Here is a 16821-nt window from a genome sequence, read left to right as displayed (position 1 = left end):
ACACCTACCTTATCTCTTTTGGATCAAAGGCATCTCTTAAGCCCTCACCAAGAAGATTTATACTAACAACGGTTAATATGATTAAAATTCCAGGCGGTATCCAAAGCCATGGATTATTCGTAAATATAAATGAGTCTCTAGCTCTTTCAATCATATTTCCCCAGGTTGGTGTTGGTGGAATTACTCCTAATCCTAGGAAAGAAAGTCCTGCCTCTGTTAAAATTGCACCTGCCATTCCAAGAGTAGCATTAACTATGATATATGCAAGGGTATTAGGTAAAAGATGTCTTACTATCTTAGATCTATTAGATATACCTAATGCCTTTGTAGCTACTATAAAATCTTGTTCTCTAAGAGATAAAATTTGTCCCCTAACCATTCTAGCAAGACCTGGCCAAGATATTATGGCAAGAATAAACATAACCACATACATCTTCTGGGTACTACTTACCCTCCACATCAATGCAAAGGACAAGGATATCATTAATGGCATAAATGGAAGTGAACTAACTACTTCTGTAAAACGCATAAGAATGTTATCTACCCATCCACCATAGTATCCTGCAATTCCGCCTATAGTAGCACCAATGAGTACGGTTATACCTGCAGTGACAACTCCAATAAACATAGATATCCTTCCACCATAAAATACTCTCATAAGTACATCTCTACCCTGTTCATCAGTTCCAAGCCAATGCTTTGCTGATGGTGGTTTAACTTTATTAACAAGTTCAAACTCATTTAAATTATAAGGTGATATTATAGGAACTAATATTACTAACAAAACTATAATCCCAAATACTATACCACCTGCAAGAGCTATTTTATTCTTTCTAAATCGCTCCCATGCAACCCTCCATGGTCCCATAGCTTGAAGGTCTTGTTTCTTTTTTTCAGCTTTAGCCTTTTTTACTTCTAACATAATAAACTAACCTCCTATTCTACTTTTACTCTAGGATCTACCAATGCATAGGACATATCTGATACCAGATTTCCTAAAACCATTAGGACTGCATAGAATGTATTAGCTGCCATTACAACCCAAATATCTCTACCCATAACTGATGTATATAGTATATTTCCAATTCCTGGCCAAAGAAGTACTGTTTCTAATAATATTGCTCCTCCAAAGAGAGATGGAATATACATTCCTACAAGAGTTACTATTGGTATTAATGCATTTCTAAAGGCATGACGATAAATAACTACCTTCTCTTTTAATCCTTTAGAACGTGCTGTTCTAATATAATCTTGATTAATTACTTCAATAACACTATTTCTAACATATCTTATAAGCCCAGCTAGACTTAAAATAGTTAAAATTATTACTGGTAAAATCATATGTTTAGCTACGTCTATTACTTCAGCCATGAAGCTATCATAACCAACTGCTGCCATTACTGGAGTTCTCATACCATTAAGTGGTATTGCTCCATTACTCGGTACTGCGATAAAGAAAATCATAAGTAATGCAAAGAAAAATGAAGGCATTCCTACTCCAACTAAAGAAAACACAGTCCAAAAATTATCAAATGCTCCATATTTCTTTACTGCAGATTTTATTCCTACTGGAATTGCAATTGCAAAGGCCAATACCATAGATACTATATTTAATATAAATGTATTCCAAATATAATCTCCTATAACATCACTTACAGGTTTTCTAAATTTTAATGAAGAACCAAAATCTCCTTTTAAAGTTCTTCCCAACCAATTAAAATATTGTGTAACAGGTCCTTTATCTAATCCTAATTGCTCTCTAATCATTTGTTGCTGCTCCGGAGTAGTCTTAGAACCTTGTCCTAAATATGCACTAACTGGATCTCCAGGCATTAGTTGTAATAATAGAAATAGTATTATTGTTATTATTAGCATAACTGGGATTAAATTAAGTAATCTTTTGCCTAAAAACTTTAACATTTCATCACCCCTAAACTTATTTTAATAACGCCCTGCAATTTTATACAGGGCGCCAATAGCCTATATGAAATTTAAAATTATTCTTCTATATAAGCATGTCTTAATGCTTTTACCCAATCACAGAATGGGCTTGTTTCTAGGCCTTTTATTTTCTTGTTATACATGTCAAAATAAGTATTGGCATATACAGGAACTATAGGTGCATCCTCATTAAGGATTTTAGCTATTTTATTATAATATGGTTTTGCTTCTTCCTTATCTACAATACTCTTAGCTTCATCTAACAACTTGTCAACTTCTGGATTACTATATCTTGCTGTATTATCTTTACCAGTACCAATATAATCTGAGTGAATTTCGGAATATAAGCTATCTGGATCTGGGGTAGTTATAGATGTTGCCATGAAGTATATACTCCATTTATCTACGTTTTCATCAGAGTTATAGATAACGTAATCTAATAATGTATTAAACTCAAGATATGCTATATTAAGTTTAATTTTTAAACCTTCGCCCCAGTCTCTTTGCCACATTGGAATAAGAGTATTTAAAATATCATGATCTGGCATAGCAGCTACATTAAGCTCCATAACCTTTCCATCCTTTTCACGATATCCACTTGAACCAACCTTCCAGCCTGCTTCATCCAATAAAGACTTAGCTTTTTCTAAATCAAAATCATACTCAGTCATTTCACTAAGTAATTTATCATCTATACCCCAAGAAACTTGAGAGAATGGATGATATTGAACTGATGCAAGTACATCTCCAGTTGCTTCGTCTTTATAGTAGCTATCTACAAATTCTTTAATATTAAAGCTATAATATAAAGCTTGACGTACTTTTTTATCTGCTGTTGGACCTGATTCACAGTTAAATTTAGTGTAACCATATCCACTTCTATCATAACTATTGAAAGTCATGAAATCCTTAGACTTAGCTTCATTTATTTTCTCTGGCTCAATAACTCCTGGAAGTAAATCTACCTCCTGAGATGTTAATTCAACTATATCAGTAGTTTGATCAACAAATTTGCATACTATATTTTCAATATAATATCCTTCACCATAATAGTTTGGATTTCTCTTTAGAGATACAAATTCTTTTTCCTGGAATTTTTCTAAAGTATATGGACCTGAACCAATCGGTTTTGTTGTTATAGCTTCTATGGATGATGTATCTCCAACCTTCCAATTTGCACCATAATAATGTTCTGGCATGATTGCCATAGTACAGTTAGCAAGATTTGTTCTTAGTGGCTCAGCAAAACTAAATTTAACTGTATACTCATCTACAGCAACTACACCTTTGAACTCTTCAGTCTTACCCTTTGAGTATTCCTTATATCCAACTAAATCCTTAACAACAGATCCATATCTACCAGTATAAGATTTATCTGATAAAAATTTATAAGTGAAAACAATGTCATCTGCTGTTACCTTTTCACCATCAGAGAAAGTCATATCCTTCTTCAATTTGAAGGTTATTTCCTTAGCATCGTCTGAAAATTCCCAACTTTCAGCTGCTGATGGTTGATATTCTCCATTAACATCCATTGTAATAAGTGAATCAAATACCATGTCAATTATAGTAGCATCATATGCAGATGAATAATATCCTGGGTTAAAGTTACCAGATGCCTCTGTTATTCCAGCAACTAAAGTACCCCCAATTTTCTTCTCTGCTTCTCCAGTTTTTGGTGTATCCTTTGATGTGTCTTCTTTTTTCTCTTTATCACCACATCCAACTAATGAAAAAGCTAAAATACTTGACAACATCAAGGCCATTAATTTTCTTTTCTTCAAAACCTATTCCCCCTTAAAATAATTAAGTTATAAATAAATACAAAGATATATTTTAAAAATATATACTTGTATAAATTCCTATCCCCATAGTTAATACAATTTTAAATTTAATTAAGCTGATTATTGCATTTTCATGTCATGTATTTAATTTCATATATTGTATATTTATTGCTTTTAAATATATATATTACAGTTTTGTAAATTCATTATCATAATAATACATATATTTTTTACTTTTGTAAATACCTTTTTGGAAATTTTCAGAATTTTCTTTATATTATTTAGGATTTAAAAATATTCGGTATTCTAATATTTCGTTAAATACAATACTTTCATAATATTATATATATGGAATTTACATACATTATTTCATCTTCCTAAAAAAATAAGAGACTGTTTTTTAAAACAATCTCTACCTTTACATATTATTCATATATTAAAACTTTACATTTATTGTAAATTAGCTGAAACAACTTAATAAGTATACAATTACTACTATTACAAATTCCAACAGTGATTTAGAGGTCCATTACCTTTTCCAATATTTAAATTATCCCTTAAAGCACCGGTTATATATTTTTTTGCCCTTAAAATGCTTTCATCTATGCCGTAACCTGCTGCTAAATTACAAGCTATGGAAGATGATAAGGTGCAACCTGTTCCATGGGTATTTGAATTATCTATTTTCTCTTCATGATACCAAGTTATTTTCCCATTTTTATATAATAAATCGTCAGCACAATTTTCCAAGTGACCTCCTTTAATAAGAATTTTTCCTTTATACTCCTTTGAAATTTTTTCTGCTGCTTTTATCATATTTTCTTTACTTAAAATTTTAAATCCACAAATACATTCTGCTTCAGGAATATTAGGAGTAATCACATCAGCTATAGGTAAAAGTTTTGTAATCAAAGCTTCCATGGCATCCTCTGAAAGAAGTCTACTTCCACTGGTAGATATCATAACTGGATCAACTACAATATTTTTAGCCTTATACTCTAATAATCTTTCGATAATCTCTTGAATAATCTCCTTAGAGGATACCATTCCTATCTTAATGGCATCAGGGAAAATATCTTTCATAATGCAATGGATTTCTTTATTTAAGAACTCTCTTGGTACATTTAAAACATCATAAACTCCAGTGGTATTTTGAGCTGTTAAAGCTGTTATAGCACTCATTGCATACATTTTATGGGCTACGATAGTTTTTATATCTGCTTGTATTCCAGCCCCTCCACTGCAATCTGATCCTGCTATTGTAAGTATCTTTTTCATTATAAATCAATCCCCTCTATCAATGTATATATTCTATAAAGTATTTTCCATCTAAAATACACACCTATTTCCCATGTCTATTCTATTGAGTTAGCATACATTCAGTTAACCCTAGCATTTGCTTTGTTGCTAATAGCACATCTTCTTTAGAAAATATTGAAGACACTAAAGCAACTCCATGTATTCCTAAGCCTTTTAGGTTCATAATATTATTCTCATCTATACCTCCAATAGCCACCACTGGTATAGTTACAGATTTGCATATATTTTTAATAGTTTCAAAGGTTATTACTCTAGTATCTAATTTAGTTGAAGTTGAAAAAGCTGCTCCAACTCCAATATAACTTGCCCCATCTTTTTCTGCTTTAATAGCTTGTTCCACAGTTTTTGCTGTAACTCCTAAAATTTTATCTTTACCTATCAGTTTTTTCACTTCTGCTGCATCCATATCACTTTGACCTATATGAACCCCAGATGCATCAATATTTATAGCTATTTCCACATTATCATTAATAATTAAAGGAATATTATATTTATCTGTAATCTTCTTTATCTCTTTTCCTTCCTTTAGAAATTCATCATAGGATAAATTTTTTTCTCTTAGCTGAATTAATGTAGCTCCTCCTTGTAAAGTTTTTTCGATTTCTTCAGTAAATAATTTTCCATCTAACCAACTTCTATCCGTTACTACATATAACTTCATTTGACTTTTACTTATACTCATTTCATACACTTCCTTAACAGAATTTTGTAGAATCTAAAAAAATATGGGACATACCAAATAGTATGTCCCATTAATATTTTTAATGTAATTCCCTACGTTGGCATTATCCAAATCAGGTTATAGGTCGAAGCTACCTTTTGCTTCCTCTCAGCCTGTTATACAAGCTCCCTAAATATTTAATTTCTTAAAGCATAGCATTGATTACATCTTTTGTCAATTTTCTCTGCTTTCTGTGTAATTTAATTACACCCTTTAAATGAGAAATCATCTGAACCCCGCATGAATAAAACAACTATTTAAATAGTTTAATAGTTAAATAGTTAAATAGTTATATATATAACTATTTAACTATAAAAATATATAGCTATTTATATATTTTTATAGGGAATTTTATAATATACTGACTATTAAATTAAATAATTTTATTATATTTTCATAATCAAACTTTTAATTAGAAACTTTTTAATAAATTTGCCATTTCTATAGCTGTTACTGCTGCATCGTAGCCCTTATTACCTGCTTTAGTTCCGGCTCTTTCTATAGCCTGCTCTATAGTGTCCGTTGTTAAAACTCCAAAAATAACTGGTTTCTCTGTACTAAGAGATACTGATGCTATTCCTTTTGAAGCCTCAGCACAAACGTAATCGAAATGTGGTGTAGAGCCCTTAATAACTGCTCCAAGGCATATAATTGTATCATAATTTTCATTTTGAGCCATTTTTTTTGCTACAAGTGATAATTCAAAAGCTCCTGGCACCCATGCCACTTCAATGTTATCTTCTTCTACTCCATGTCTTTTAAGTCCATCAATGGCTCCACCTAAAAGTTTAGATACAATAAACTCATTAAATCTTCCTACTACTATCCCAACTCTTAATCCTTGTGCAACTAAATTTCCTTCAAATATTTTCATCATTATTCCTCCTAGATTATATTATAATTTATACTAAATCATAGATTTAGAGTAGCTTTCAATATGAAGCTCCTTTTCACTTCGTTCAAATGAGTAAGTGCGACTAACTAAATCATAGATTTAGAGTAGCTTCCAATATGAAACTCCTTTTCACTTCGTTCAAATGAGTAAGTGCGACTAACTAAATCATAGATTTAGAGTCTTACTTATAATTAAGTATGTGGTCCATTTTATTTTGTTTAGTTTTTAAATAAAATTCATTATCTTTATTGTAATTGATTTGGATTGGGACTCTCTCTACCACCTCAATATCATATCCATCTAATCCTTTAATTTTCTTAGGATTATTAGTCATAAGTCTAAGTTTTTTAGCTCCTAACTCTCTAAGAATTTGAGCTCCTATTCCATAATCTCTAAGGTCTGCTGGAAATCCAAGTTTAATATTTGCCTCTACTGTATCATATCCATGGTCTTGTAAATCGTAGGCCTTTAATTTATTTATAAGTCCTATGCCTCTTCCCTCTTGACGCATATATAAAAGTATCCCGCAGCCTTCTTCTTCAATTCTCCTTAGAGCTTCTGCCAATTGCTCTCCACAATCACATCTATTAGATCCAAGGACGTCTCCAGTTAAGCATTCAGAATGAAGTCTTGTTAAAATTGGTTTGTTCTCATCAATTTCTCCTTTAACTAATGCCACATGATGTTCTCCATTCAATTTATTAATAAAGCCATACATTTTAAAATTACCGTATTTTGTAGGCATATCTACCGCTGCTGCTCTTTCCACTAGTATTTCTGTCTTTCTTCTATATCTTACTAAATCTGCTATAGTTATTACTTTAATATTATGTAGTTTACCGAATTCTAAAAGTTCCTCAGTTCTAGCCATAGTTCCATCTTCACTCATAATTTCACAAATTACTCCTGCTGGCTTTAAACCTGCCATTTTGGCTAAATCCACTGCTGCCTCAGTATGTCCTACTCTTTTTAATACACCTCCATCTCTAGCTTGTAGAGGAAATATATGCCCTGGTCTTCTAAAGTCTTTTCCTATGCTATCTTCATCTAAAATCTTCTGAATAGTTAAAGCTCTCTCGTAGGCAGATATTCCTGTAGTTGTACTAATATGATCTACGGATACTGTAAATGCAGTTTCATGATTATCTGTATTTTTTTCAACCATGGGCTCAATTTTTAAATCTCTAAGTCTTTCTCCCTCCAATGGCATACATATAAGACCTCTCCCAAACTTAGCCATAAAATTTATAGCTTCTGGAGTAACCTTTTCAGCAGCCATTAATAAATCTCCCTCATTTTCTCTATCGGGATCATCAATAACTATAACCATCTTCCCTTCTTTAATATCCTTAATTGCTTCTTCAGTCGTGTAAAATTCTGACATATTTAACCCTCCCTATTTTATTTAATCTTATAAGAATCCATTTTCTTTAAGAAAGTCTTCATTGATGGAATCTTTTTTTTCTATTTTTTTACCACTTTGAAATGTTAAAAGTTTTTCTACATATTTACCTATAACATCACATTCAAGATTTACAGTATCTTCACTGGTTTTAGATAATAATATAGTTTCTTTTCCAGTATGTGGGATTATAGATACTTTAAATACCTTATCATCTACATAGGCCACAGTAAGACTTATTCCATCAATGGCAATGGAACCTTTTTCAACTATATACTGTAAAATGTTTTCCTTAGCCTCTATGGTAACCCATATTGCATTATCTTCCTTTTCCAGGGAAACAATTTTCCCAACGCCATCTATATGTCCACTTACTATATGTCCTCCAAATCTTCCTTTAGCACTTAAGGCTCTTTCTAAATTTACTTTACTTCCAACCTTTAGTTCCCCTAAATTACTTCTTCTTAAAGTTTCAGCCATAACATCAGCATCAAATATATTTCCATATATATTTGTTACTGTTAAGCATACTCCATTGGTACAAATACTATGTCCTAACTTTACATCCTCAATAACTTTATTAGCTTTAATTGAAAGTATGGAAGATTTTTCTCCCTTTTTTATTCCCCTAATTTCTCCTACCTCTTCAACTATTCCTGTAAACAAGGCTTCCATCTCTCCTTCATGTATCCTTCTATTAAAATATCTTCTCCTATAGTACCTACCCTTATACTCTCTACTCCATAGGCTTCTTCTAGAACTTTTATTCCCATTCCCTCTACTGGAGTTTTAGACCTTTCTCCTCCAATAAATTTTGGTGCAATGTAAATTTGAATTTTATCTACTATTCCAGCTTTTAGGGCTTCGAAGTTTACGGTTCCCCCTCCTTCAAGAAGAATACTATCAATGTTCATTTCTCCTAAAGTCTCCATTAATTTCTCCAAATTGACTTTTTCTTCTTCAGAAGGAATAACCACCACCTCTACACCCCTCTCAGTGTAAATAGATATTTTTTCCTTTGAAGCTTTTTCCGTAGTTACTATAATAGTTCTTGCCTTATTATCCTCTATAACTTTAGAATTTAAAGGAATTCTAAGAGAGCTATCTAAAATTATTCTTATAGGGTTTTTCCCTCCTAGTACCCTACAAGTCAACTCTGGATTATCCTTAATAACCGTATTAGCTCCAACCATTATTCCCATAAGGTCATTTCTCAAATTATGCACATTTTTTCTTGAAGCTTCTCCAGTTATCCACTTTGATTCCCCATATTGAGTAGCTATCTTACCATCTAGTGACATGGCAGTTTTCATGACTACAAAGGGTTTCTTTGTAGAAATGTATTTCATAAATATTTCATTTAAAGCAATACATTCCTTTTCTAAAACACCTATATCTACAATTATTCCAGAGTCTCTAAGCTTTTCGACTCCTCTCCCCGCCACTAATGGGTTTGGATCTAAAGCTCCAATTACTACTCTCTTTATTTTTTTCTCTATGATTTTATCTACACAAGGTGGTGTTTTCCCATGATGAGAACAGGGCTCTAAGGTCACATAAAGAGTTGCTCCCAAAGTATCTTCTTTAGCATCTTTAAAAGCATTAACCTCCGCATGGTTATGTCCATAGACCTGATGATATCCTTCACCAATAATAGTTCCATTTTTAACAATTACAGCACCTACCATTGGATTAGGATTAACCCTTCCCCGTCCCTTCTCTGCTAATGTCAAAGCCAATCTCATATAATTTTCATCCATAAAATCACATCCTTATTTAAATAAAATAAAAGCCCCAAGTATAATACCCTGGGGCTAAATTTTTATTCATATTTCTAGTAAAATTTAGTTTATTTTATAATTAATATTAATTATAAAATAAAAAATCTCTGAAATATATATATATTTCAGAGCACATAAACTAACAATTATAGTTATATTAACAGAGTTCTTAGCTTCTCTGAAGCTTTAGAAACCGTTATCCAGAGACGTAATAGCTCTTAACTCCCACTTTAGAGAAGATAGGAATATTAGAGCTGGTAGTCATCGGATAAAATAACTATAGCAATTACTATACTTACAAATAATTTTCTCACATCCAGACTTTACTGTCGGCCTTGGAATCTCACCAAGTCATGCCAAATTGGCTCGCGGGCTATACCGCCGGTAGGGAATTTCACCCTGCCCCGAAAATTGTTATTAACTTGTCAAACTCATAATATCATCTTACACAAATAATTTCAATATATTCTTACAAATCTTTTTAATTAAAATTTTATAAACGATATTTAGTGTTATTTATCCAATAATATTTCTCAGAAAATAAACCAGAGATATTGTAATATCCCTGGTTTATTTCATTAAATATTTTCTTATTTAATTTAAACTACTACATGTTCAATAAACTTAATATTTCTTGAACAGCTTGCTTAGCTTCTCTAGGCAATTTATCTATTGCTGCATCTTGAGCCTTTGGATCATTTATCTGGGCTATCCTAATTATCTCTTGTTGTAGTCCTGGTATATTATTTACTATATTGGCTGCATTATTAAATCTTGTTGCAAAATTAGGGTCATTCATTTTTCCCTTAATCTTAGTTATTAGCTCATAAGGATTCATTAAACTTTCCTCCCACCATCGAAATAATTCATTATAATTACATAATATTCAATAGTTGCTTAAAAGTTCTTATCTTATATTTCTTTAATTATAGTTTTAGCATTCCATAAAGCAATCAGTATCTATAATAGTAATTAATTTATTTATCTCTTTTAATTAAGATTTATTATTATTATGTTTAAAAATCATAAATTTTTCAAATACTACACTATAAGTTAATTTACTGTTTAAGGAGGAATAAATATTGTCTAGTATAACTGGTATTGTTAAATGGTATGATGAAGGAAAGGGTTATGGATTTATTTCTTGTAATGAGGGCAATGATGTATTTGTACATCATTCTCAAATAAAAGAAAAAGGAACTAATAAAGATTTACATGAAGGTGAAAATGTAACTTTTGATATTACCGATGGAGCTAAAGGACCCATGGCTGTGAATGTTCAAAAGCTATAACTTGAATTTAAAAGGTTATCTTAGGGTTAAATTATTTAATCTTAGGATAGCCTATTTTTATATTTTTTTATATAATAAAAGCTATATAATTGCTATAAATTCTGTTATCATAGATAGTTGTACGGTATTAGTTACTCTATATTGTTTAATAATTAATCAATACATAACCAATACTAATATAATTGATTTTATATGTTAAAAGTGGTGATATAATGAATTATATAATATTTGACTTAGAATTTAATCAAAAATATGAAGATAAAAAAGAACATTGTTTAGAAAAAAATCAATTTATAGAAAAGAGCAATAATTTAAGTCTCCCCTTTGAAATTATTCAGATAGGAGCTTTAAAATTGAATGAAAATTTCGAAAAGATATCCACATTTAATTTTTTAATTAAGCCAACTATTCACACAACTCTACATCCTTATGTGGAAAACCTTACTAAAATAAGTAATAATGATATAAATTCTTCAGAAACCTTTCCTAATATTTACGATAAATTTACTAAATTTATTGGTGAAGAAGAAGCAGTTCTCTGTGTATGGGGTATAGTAGATATAAAAGAACTTTTACGAAATATAAAATTTCATAATATATCTACTAGCTCTCTTCCACTTAAATATATCGACGTGCAAAGCCATGCATCAAAATATTTTAATAGTAAAAAAGGTATAAAAATTGGGCTTAAAAATGCAATTGAGCTTTTGGATATACCCCTTCATGGTGATTTTCATGACGCGAGTAATGATGCTTATTATACAGCAGAAGTATTAAAGAAGATTTTCAATAAAAATATAAAGCCTTTATTATATACTAACCCTTCTAGAAGTACCTCTTCTGTTAAAGAAAAAGTTGATATGAATGGCGTATTTGATCAATTTAAAAAAATGTACAAGAGAAGTCTAACTAAAGAAGAAAAGTCTATGATAAGCCTTGCTTATAATATGGGTAGAACAAAGCAATTTGTAATTATAAAGAAAGAAGACTCTTAGCTGTTAGCTAAGAGCCTTTCTTCTTAATATTTCTATTTCTTTGCCATATCCCTCAAGGTCGTTTGGGGTTTCAAGGAAAAATGGTAAGTTGCATAATTTAGGATGATTAATAATATTAGTAATGGCTTCAATTCCTAAAGAACCTTCACCAATTTTTTCATGTCTGTCCTTATGACTTTCAAAAGGATTTTTGCTATCATTTAAATGAATTGCCTTTAATTTTTCTAATCCAATTATTCTATCAAACTCTTCTAAAACTCCATCTAAATTATTAACTATATCATATCCAGCATCATATACGTGACAGGTATCAAGACACACTCCCATATGCTCCTTTAGCTCTACTCTATTAATAATTTCAGCTATTTCTTCAAAGTTTCTCCCTACTTCTGTCCCCTTACCTGCCATGGTTTCTAATAACACAGTAGTAGTCTGCTGCGGCTTAATAACTGCATTAAGCATATCTACAATATAATTAATTCCAACTTCTACGCCTTGTTTAACATGACTACCTGGGTGAAAATTATATAAATTATTAGGTAAGTACTCCATTCTTAATAAATCATCTGTCATCATTTCTAATGCAAATTTTCTAGTGTTTTCATCTGCTGAACAAGCATTCAATGTGTAAGGTGCATGAGCCAGTATAGTAGTAAATTTATTTTCTTCCATTATTCTTAAAAGGGCAGCAACATCTTTTTCATCTATGGCCTTTGCCTTTCCACCCCTAGGATTTCTAGTAAAAAATTGAAAGGTATTAGCTCCTATTGAAAGTGCTTCCTTTCCCATATTTTCAAAACCCTTGGTTGTAGATAAGTGACATCCTATATTTAACATTTTCATTACCTCCATCTTCTATTATTACAAAACTTCTAATTTTGTATTCTATTTCTATATCCCTTGTAATTTAAATTTCAATAATCTAACTTTAATACAATGATACTATAATAGAAGATATATTTGCAATGGATAATTTTTATTATTTAGAAATAACTATTAATGTTTTAAGGTTTTAACTAGGTCATATACGTCTTCACAATAAAAAAATGTAGACATTAATGCTACTCCATCAGCTCCTGCTTCTATAACCTTGGAAGCATTTTCTGTTGAAATTCCACCTAAAGCTATGATAGGACAAGTAACTACTTTCTTTAATTCTTGAATAAATTCAACGCCCTTAGGTTTTAATCCTTCTTTACACTTGGTAGAAAATATATGAGATGCTAGTATATAACTACACCCCTTTTTATCTGCCCTTATACCTTCTTCTAAAGAATGTACAGAAACTCCTACATTAAATTTCTTTTTATTATCTAAATTCATAAAATCTTTAAAAGATAGATGAACAGTTCTTTCCTTTACTTTTTCATAAATTTTCATATTAGAATTTATTATTATCTCAGTACTTCCAATTACTAGCTCCTTTATTTTATAATAAAGCCTTTCTAATTCTTCATAATCTAAATCTTTTTCTCTTAATATTATTCTATCCACACCAGCCAGTGAAGCTTCTTGCAGGGTTTTAAAATATTTTTCTTCACTAACTAAATGCCTATTTGTTATTAGGTAAATCAAATTCTTTCCCAATCCTTAAATATTGGTTGAAACCCTGCTTCTATTATCATTTCTTTTATTTCTTCTACTGAACCTTCATCATTTATGGAAAATTGTGATGTACCTTTAGTTTTCAATGCATGACCTCCAACCTCTGTAGACACACCTGCACTCATCTTGGTGATTCCTAAAGGTATAAGGTTTTTTCTCATTTCATGATCTTCTCGTGTAGAAACATTTATTCCACTTTGCTGTGCAAAGATTTTATAAGCTAACATAACTTGTACCATTTTTTTATCTTCCACTGGATTTAACTCCTTTAATCCTCCCTCACAAGGTCTGATTCTTGGAGGTGAATAAGTGACTTCTACATGGGGATATTTCTTTCTAATATACTCTCCATGAAGAGCTGTGAAAAAAGCATCTCTTCTAAAATCACCTAGTCCAAGAAGAGCTCCTATACTTATACTTCTCATTCCAGCTCTTGCTCCTCTTTCTGGAGTATCTAATCTAAATTTATAATTCTTTTTAGGTCCTGATAAATGAACTCTATCATAAATTTCTTCATCATAGGTTTCTTGGTATACAGTAAGACCTTCTGCTCCCACTTCTACAGTTTTTTTATAATCCTCTTCACTTAAAGGCTGTACCTCTAAGGTTATAGATGGAAAGTATTCTTTCATTACTTTTATAGCATCTACTATATACCTAGTTGGGGATTGAATTTGACTTTCTCCTGTTAATAGAATAATGTGCTTAAATCCTTGTTTAGCAACTGCTTCTGATTCTAATCTTATTTCCTCCAAAGTTAGCTTTTTTCTACTTATAGAATTTTCAAGATTATATCCACAATAAGAACATTTATTAACACAATAATTTGAAATATAAATTGGAGTATATAATAAAATAGTTCTTCCAAAGTGTCTTAAAGATAATTCTCTTGCCTTTACTGCCATATCTTCTAATACTTTTTCTGCTACTGGTGATAATAAATTAAGCAAGTCCTCATAATTTGGATTTTTTTCATTAATACTTCTCTCTACATCTTCTACTTTTACCCTACTCCAATATCTATTAAAGTCAAAATCCTTAAATTTTTCTATGGTACTATAAAAACTCATTTTTTCATCTCCTCAAATTTTCCGTTAGTGTAAAGTTTTTTACTCTCCTAAAAATCCTGTAAGTGGTGAGGATGCATTTCCACTTTTAGAAACAGTCCCAAATTTTGATAAATAAGCAAGTCGTCCACCTTCTACCGCCATACTAAAGGCTTTTGCCATATTAGCTGGATTTTTTGAAGAAGCTATAGCTGTATTAACAAGACATGCCGCTGCTCCCATTTCCATAGCTTCCATTGCTTGTGATGGCTTTCCTATTCCAGCATCAACTATAATTGGAATATCTAGTTCATCTATCATTATTTCAATAAGTTCCTTAGTTCTTATACCTCTATTACTTCCTATAGGTGCTCCTAAAGGCATAACCGCCGATGCTCCCGCTTCTATTAATCTTCTCCCTGCATATAAATCTGGACACATATATGGGAGTACTGTAAATCCTTCTTTAGCTAATACTTCTGTAGCTTTTATAGTTTCTTCATTATCCGGAAGCAGATACTTTGAATCCGATATAACCTCAATTTTTATCCAGTTACCACATCCCATAGCTTTGGCAATTCTTGCAATTCTAACTGCCTCTTCTGCATTAGTTGCTCCTGATGTATTGGGCAATAAAATAACATCCTTAGGTATATTAGATAAAATATCTTCTTCCTTATTATCTAAATCTATCCTTCTTAAGGCCAAAGTAATAACCTGTGAATTACTTTCACTCAAGACTTCCTTTATAAGTTTATTAGATGGATACTTACCTGTACCTACAAATAATCTATTTTTTAATTCTACTCCACCTATTTTTAATATATCTTCCATTTTAACTTTCCCCTTCTTTCAACATAATTCTAAGTGCCATATTTGCCATATGATTTGCACATATTGCCACCCTTGGTGCCATGAGTCCAGATCCTTCCTTAGCTTCATTTAATCCATCTCCACAAATATAAAATCTATTGTTTATCTTTTTAGTTTGTATATCATTAGAAGAATAAAAACCTGCCATACCTGATGATGCTATAAGGACCGATTCCTTAATTTTAGTTAATATCTCATTACACAACATCGCTTTATAATTTGCACTATCAAAAGCTTCTAACACAATATCTACATCTTCAAATAATTCTTTTATATTCCCTTTTTCTATTTTCTCAATTTTTTCATTTACCTCTATAAATGGATTTATGTCTAAGAGTTGTTTTTTTAAAGCAATAACCTTATATTCTCCTATATCTCTTATTAAGTATTGCTGTCTATTTAAATTTGATGGTTCTACCACATCAAAATCTATTATTCTTATAAATCCCACTCCTAACCGTGCTAAGGATATAGCAATATTAGATCCAAGTCCTCCTACACCTGCAATGGCTACTCTTGCCTTTGATACTTTTTCATATACCCCTGGTGTATGCCTTGCCATCATAACACCTTTAAGTTCATCTTTACTTGGAACTTGTCCTCTCTTTATAAAAACAATATTGTCACCTTCCTTTAATATCTTATCTTTAACTAAAGGAAATCCATTTAGTATCACCACATCACTACTAGGCTTAAGCCTATCCTTTAAACGAAGACAAGTTTCACCCGTATTAACTTCTTCTATGTTTTCATTAACTTTAATTTTAATTTTCTCTTTCAAACAAATCCACCACTCTATATTTTTCTCTAAAATTATTTTGAAATATATTTATAATTTCTCTTTAGCCTCCCCCTACAAAAGATATAACTTCTATAATATCCTCCTCTTTTAAATATATTTCCCAATAATTTTCTCTTGGTACTATTTCTTTATTTAATTCCACTACTACCTTTTCTTCATTAACATCTAACTTACTTAACAAACTGCTTATAGTAGTTATTCCTTTCATATCTATACTTTTTCCATTAACCTTCATATTTTCACCTTCTTTCAATACCTATGTACATTAACTAACTTATTTAAAAAAATAAAAAACACCTAACAAATGCTAGGTGTTGAAAATCTCAATAACTCATATAACAATATCTTCTTATTTAAGTTTAGA

The 16821-nt window shown here is 30.9% G+C and carries 18 protein-coding genes and 2 riboswitches; of the genes, 2 read left to right on the top strand and 16 right to left on the bottom strand.

Going from position 1 to position 16821, the window contains the following annotated elements:
- Positions 1–4: 4 nt before the first annotated feature.
- The 10 genes from opp4C to B3J31_RS12035 form a co-directional block, all read right to left on the bottom strand.
- Positions 5–922 carry an oligopeptide ABC transporter permease gene (opp4C, locus tag B3J31_RS12080; protein ID WP_150844738.1) on the bottom strand — a complete coding sequence of 306 codons (918 nt, stop codon included), beginning with the start codon at positions 920–922 and terminating at the stop codon, positions 5–7.
- A 14-nt stretch (positions 923–936) separates the two neighbouring features.
- Positions 937–1920 (bottom strand): ABC transporter permease subunit, encoded by a 984-nt coding sequence (locus B3J31_RS12075; RefSeq protein ID WP_150844739.1) that lies wholly within the window; start codon positions 1918–1920, stop codon positions 937–939.
- Between the two features lie 77 nt (positions 1921–1997).
- Positions 1998–3725, bottom strand: coding sequence for an ABC transporter substrate-binding protein (locus tag B3J31_RS12070; RefSeq protein ID WP_346874012.1), 1728 nt, complete (start codon positions 3723–3725; stop codon positions 1998–2000).
- 498 nt (positions 3726–4223) lie between these two features.
- A complete protein-coding gene (gene thiD / locus B3J31_RS12065; protein ID WP_346866939.1) occupies positions 4224–5003 on the bottom strand; it encodes a bifunctional hydroxymethylpyrimidine kinase/phosphomethylpyrimidine kinase in 780 nt (259 codons plus the stop codon).
- 82 nt (positions 5004–5085) lie between these two features.
- Positions 5086–5727, bottom strand: coding sequence for a thiamine phosphate synthase (gene thiE / locus B3J31_RS12060; protein ID WP_150844742.1), 642 nt, complete (start codon positions 5725–5727; stop codon positions 5086–5088).
- A gap of 72 nt (positions 5728–5799) precedes the next feature.
- Positions 5800–5908: riboswitch (TPP riboswitch) on the bottom strand.
- Positions 5909–6178: 270 nt separating this feature from the next.
- On the bottom strand, positions 6179–6640 hold the full coding sequence (gene ribE / locus B3J31_RS12055) for a 6,7-dimethyl-8-ribityllumazine synthase (RefSeq protein ID WP_150841834.1): 462 nt from the start codon (positions 6638–6640) through the stop codon (positions 6179–6181).
- A 202-nt stretch (positions 6641–6842) separates the two neighbouring features.
- Positions 6843–8045, bottom strand: coding sequence for a bifunctional 3,4-dihydroxy-2-butanone-4-phosphate synthase/GTP cyclohydrolase II (locus tag B3J31_RS12050; protein WP_346874011.1), 1203 nt, complete (start codon positions 8043–8045; stop codon positions 6843–6845).
- Between the two features lie 27 nt (positions 8046–8072).
- A complete protein-coding gene (locus B3J31_RS12045; RefSeq protein ID WP_346866945.1) occupies positions 8073–8729 on the bottom strand; it encodes a riboflavin synthase in 657 nt (218 codons plus the stop codon).
- Positions 8714–9823, bottom strand: a complete 1110-nt coding sequence (gene ribD, locus B3J31_RS12040; protein WP_346874010.1) for a bifunctional diaminohydroxyphosphoribosylaminopyrimidine deaminase/5-amino-6-(5-phosphoribosylamino)uracil reductase RibD — start codon at positions 9821–9823, stop codon at positions 8714–8716. Before ribD ends, B3J31_RS12045 begins: the two co-directional genes overlap by 16 nt.
- A 321-nt stretch (positions 9824–10144) precedes the next feature.
- Positions 10145–10260: riboswitch (FMN riboswitch) on the bottom strand.
- A gap of 191 nt (positions 10261–10451) precedes the next feature.
- Positions 10452–10682, bottom strand: coding sequence for a hypothetical protein (locus B3J31_RS12035; RefSeq protein ID WP_150841831.1), 231 nt, complete (start codon positions 10680–10682; stop codon positions 10452–10454).
- A 244-nt stretch (positions 10683–10926) separates the two neighbouring features.
- On the opposite strand from B3J31_RS12035, the gene B3J31_RS12030 reads away from it, so the two are divergent.
- Both B3J31_RS12030 and B3J31_RS12025 read left to right on the top strand, forming a co-directional pair.
- On the top strand, positions 10927–11136 hold the full coding sequence (locus tag B3J31_RS12030) for a cold shock domain-containing protein (protein WP_150841830.1): 210 nt from the start codon (positions 10927–10929) through the stop codon (positions 11134–11136).
- Between the two features lie 212 nt (positions 11137–11348).
- Positions 11349–12131, top strand: coding sequence for a 3'-5' exonuclease (locus tag B3J31_RS12025; protein ID WP_346874009.1), 783 nt, complete (start codon positions 11349–11351; stop codon positions 12129–12131).
- A gap of 3 nt (positions 12132–12134) precedes the next feature.
- Here the strand turns inward: B3J31_RS12025 and B3J31_RS12020 are convergent, their stop codons facing one another.
- From B3J31_RS12020 to thiS, 6 genes are all read right to left on the bottom strand, one after another.
- On the bottom strand, positions 12135–12968 hold the full coding sequence (locus tag B3J31_RS12020; RefSeq protein ID WP_150841828.1) for a deoxyribonuclease IV: 834 nt from the start codon (positions 12966–12968) through the stop codon (positions 12135–12137).
- Between the two features lie 159 nt (positions 12969–13127).
- Positions 13128–13718, bottom strand: a complete 591-nt coding sequence (locus B3J31_RS12015; protein ID WP_346874008.1) for a thiamine phosphate synthase — start codon at positions 13716–13718, stop codon at positions 13128–13130.
- Positions 13703–14806 (bottom strand): 2-iminoacetate synthase ThiH, encoded by a 1104-nt coding sequence (gene thiH, locus B3J31_RS12010; protein ID WP_346874007.1) that lies wholly within the window; start codon positions 14804–14806, stop codon positions 13703–13705. Before thiH ends, B3J31_RS12015 begins: the two co-directional genes overlap by 16 nt.
- Positions 14807–14845: 39 nt before the next feature.
- Entirely contained in the window at positions 14846–15616 is a 771-nt protein-coding gene (locus tag B3J31_RS12005; protein WP_346874006.1) for a thiazole synthase, read from the bottom strand.
- A 1-nt stretch (position 15617) separates the two neighbouring features.
- Entirely contained in the window at positions 15618–16424 is an 807-nt protein-coding gene (thiF, locus tag B3J31_RS12000; protein WP_346874020.1) for a sulfur carrier protein ThiS adenylyltransferase ThiF, read from the bottom strand.
- Positions 16425–16497: 73 nt separating this feature from the next.
- Entirely contained in the window at positions 16498–16692 is a 195-nt protein-coding gene (gene thiS, locus B3J31_RS11995; protein ID WP_150841825.1) for a sulfur carrier protein ThiS, read from the bottom strand.
- Positions 16693–16821: the final 129 nt, after the last annotated feature.

This window comes from Clostridium sp. UBA5988 (assembly GCF_002435615.1).
Taxonomy (GTDB): Bacteria; Bacillota; Clostridia; order Clostridiales; family Clostridiaceae; genus Clostridium_J; species Clostridium_J sulfidigenes.
The sequence above is the reverse complement of the archived record's forward strand: the minus strand, read 5'-3'. Positions and strand labels throughout refer to the sequence as shown.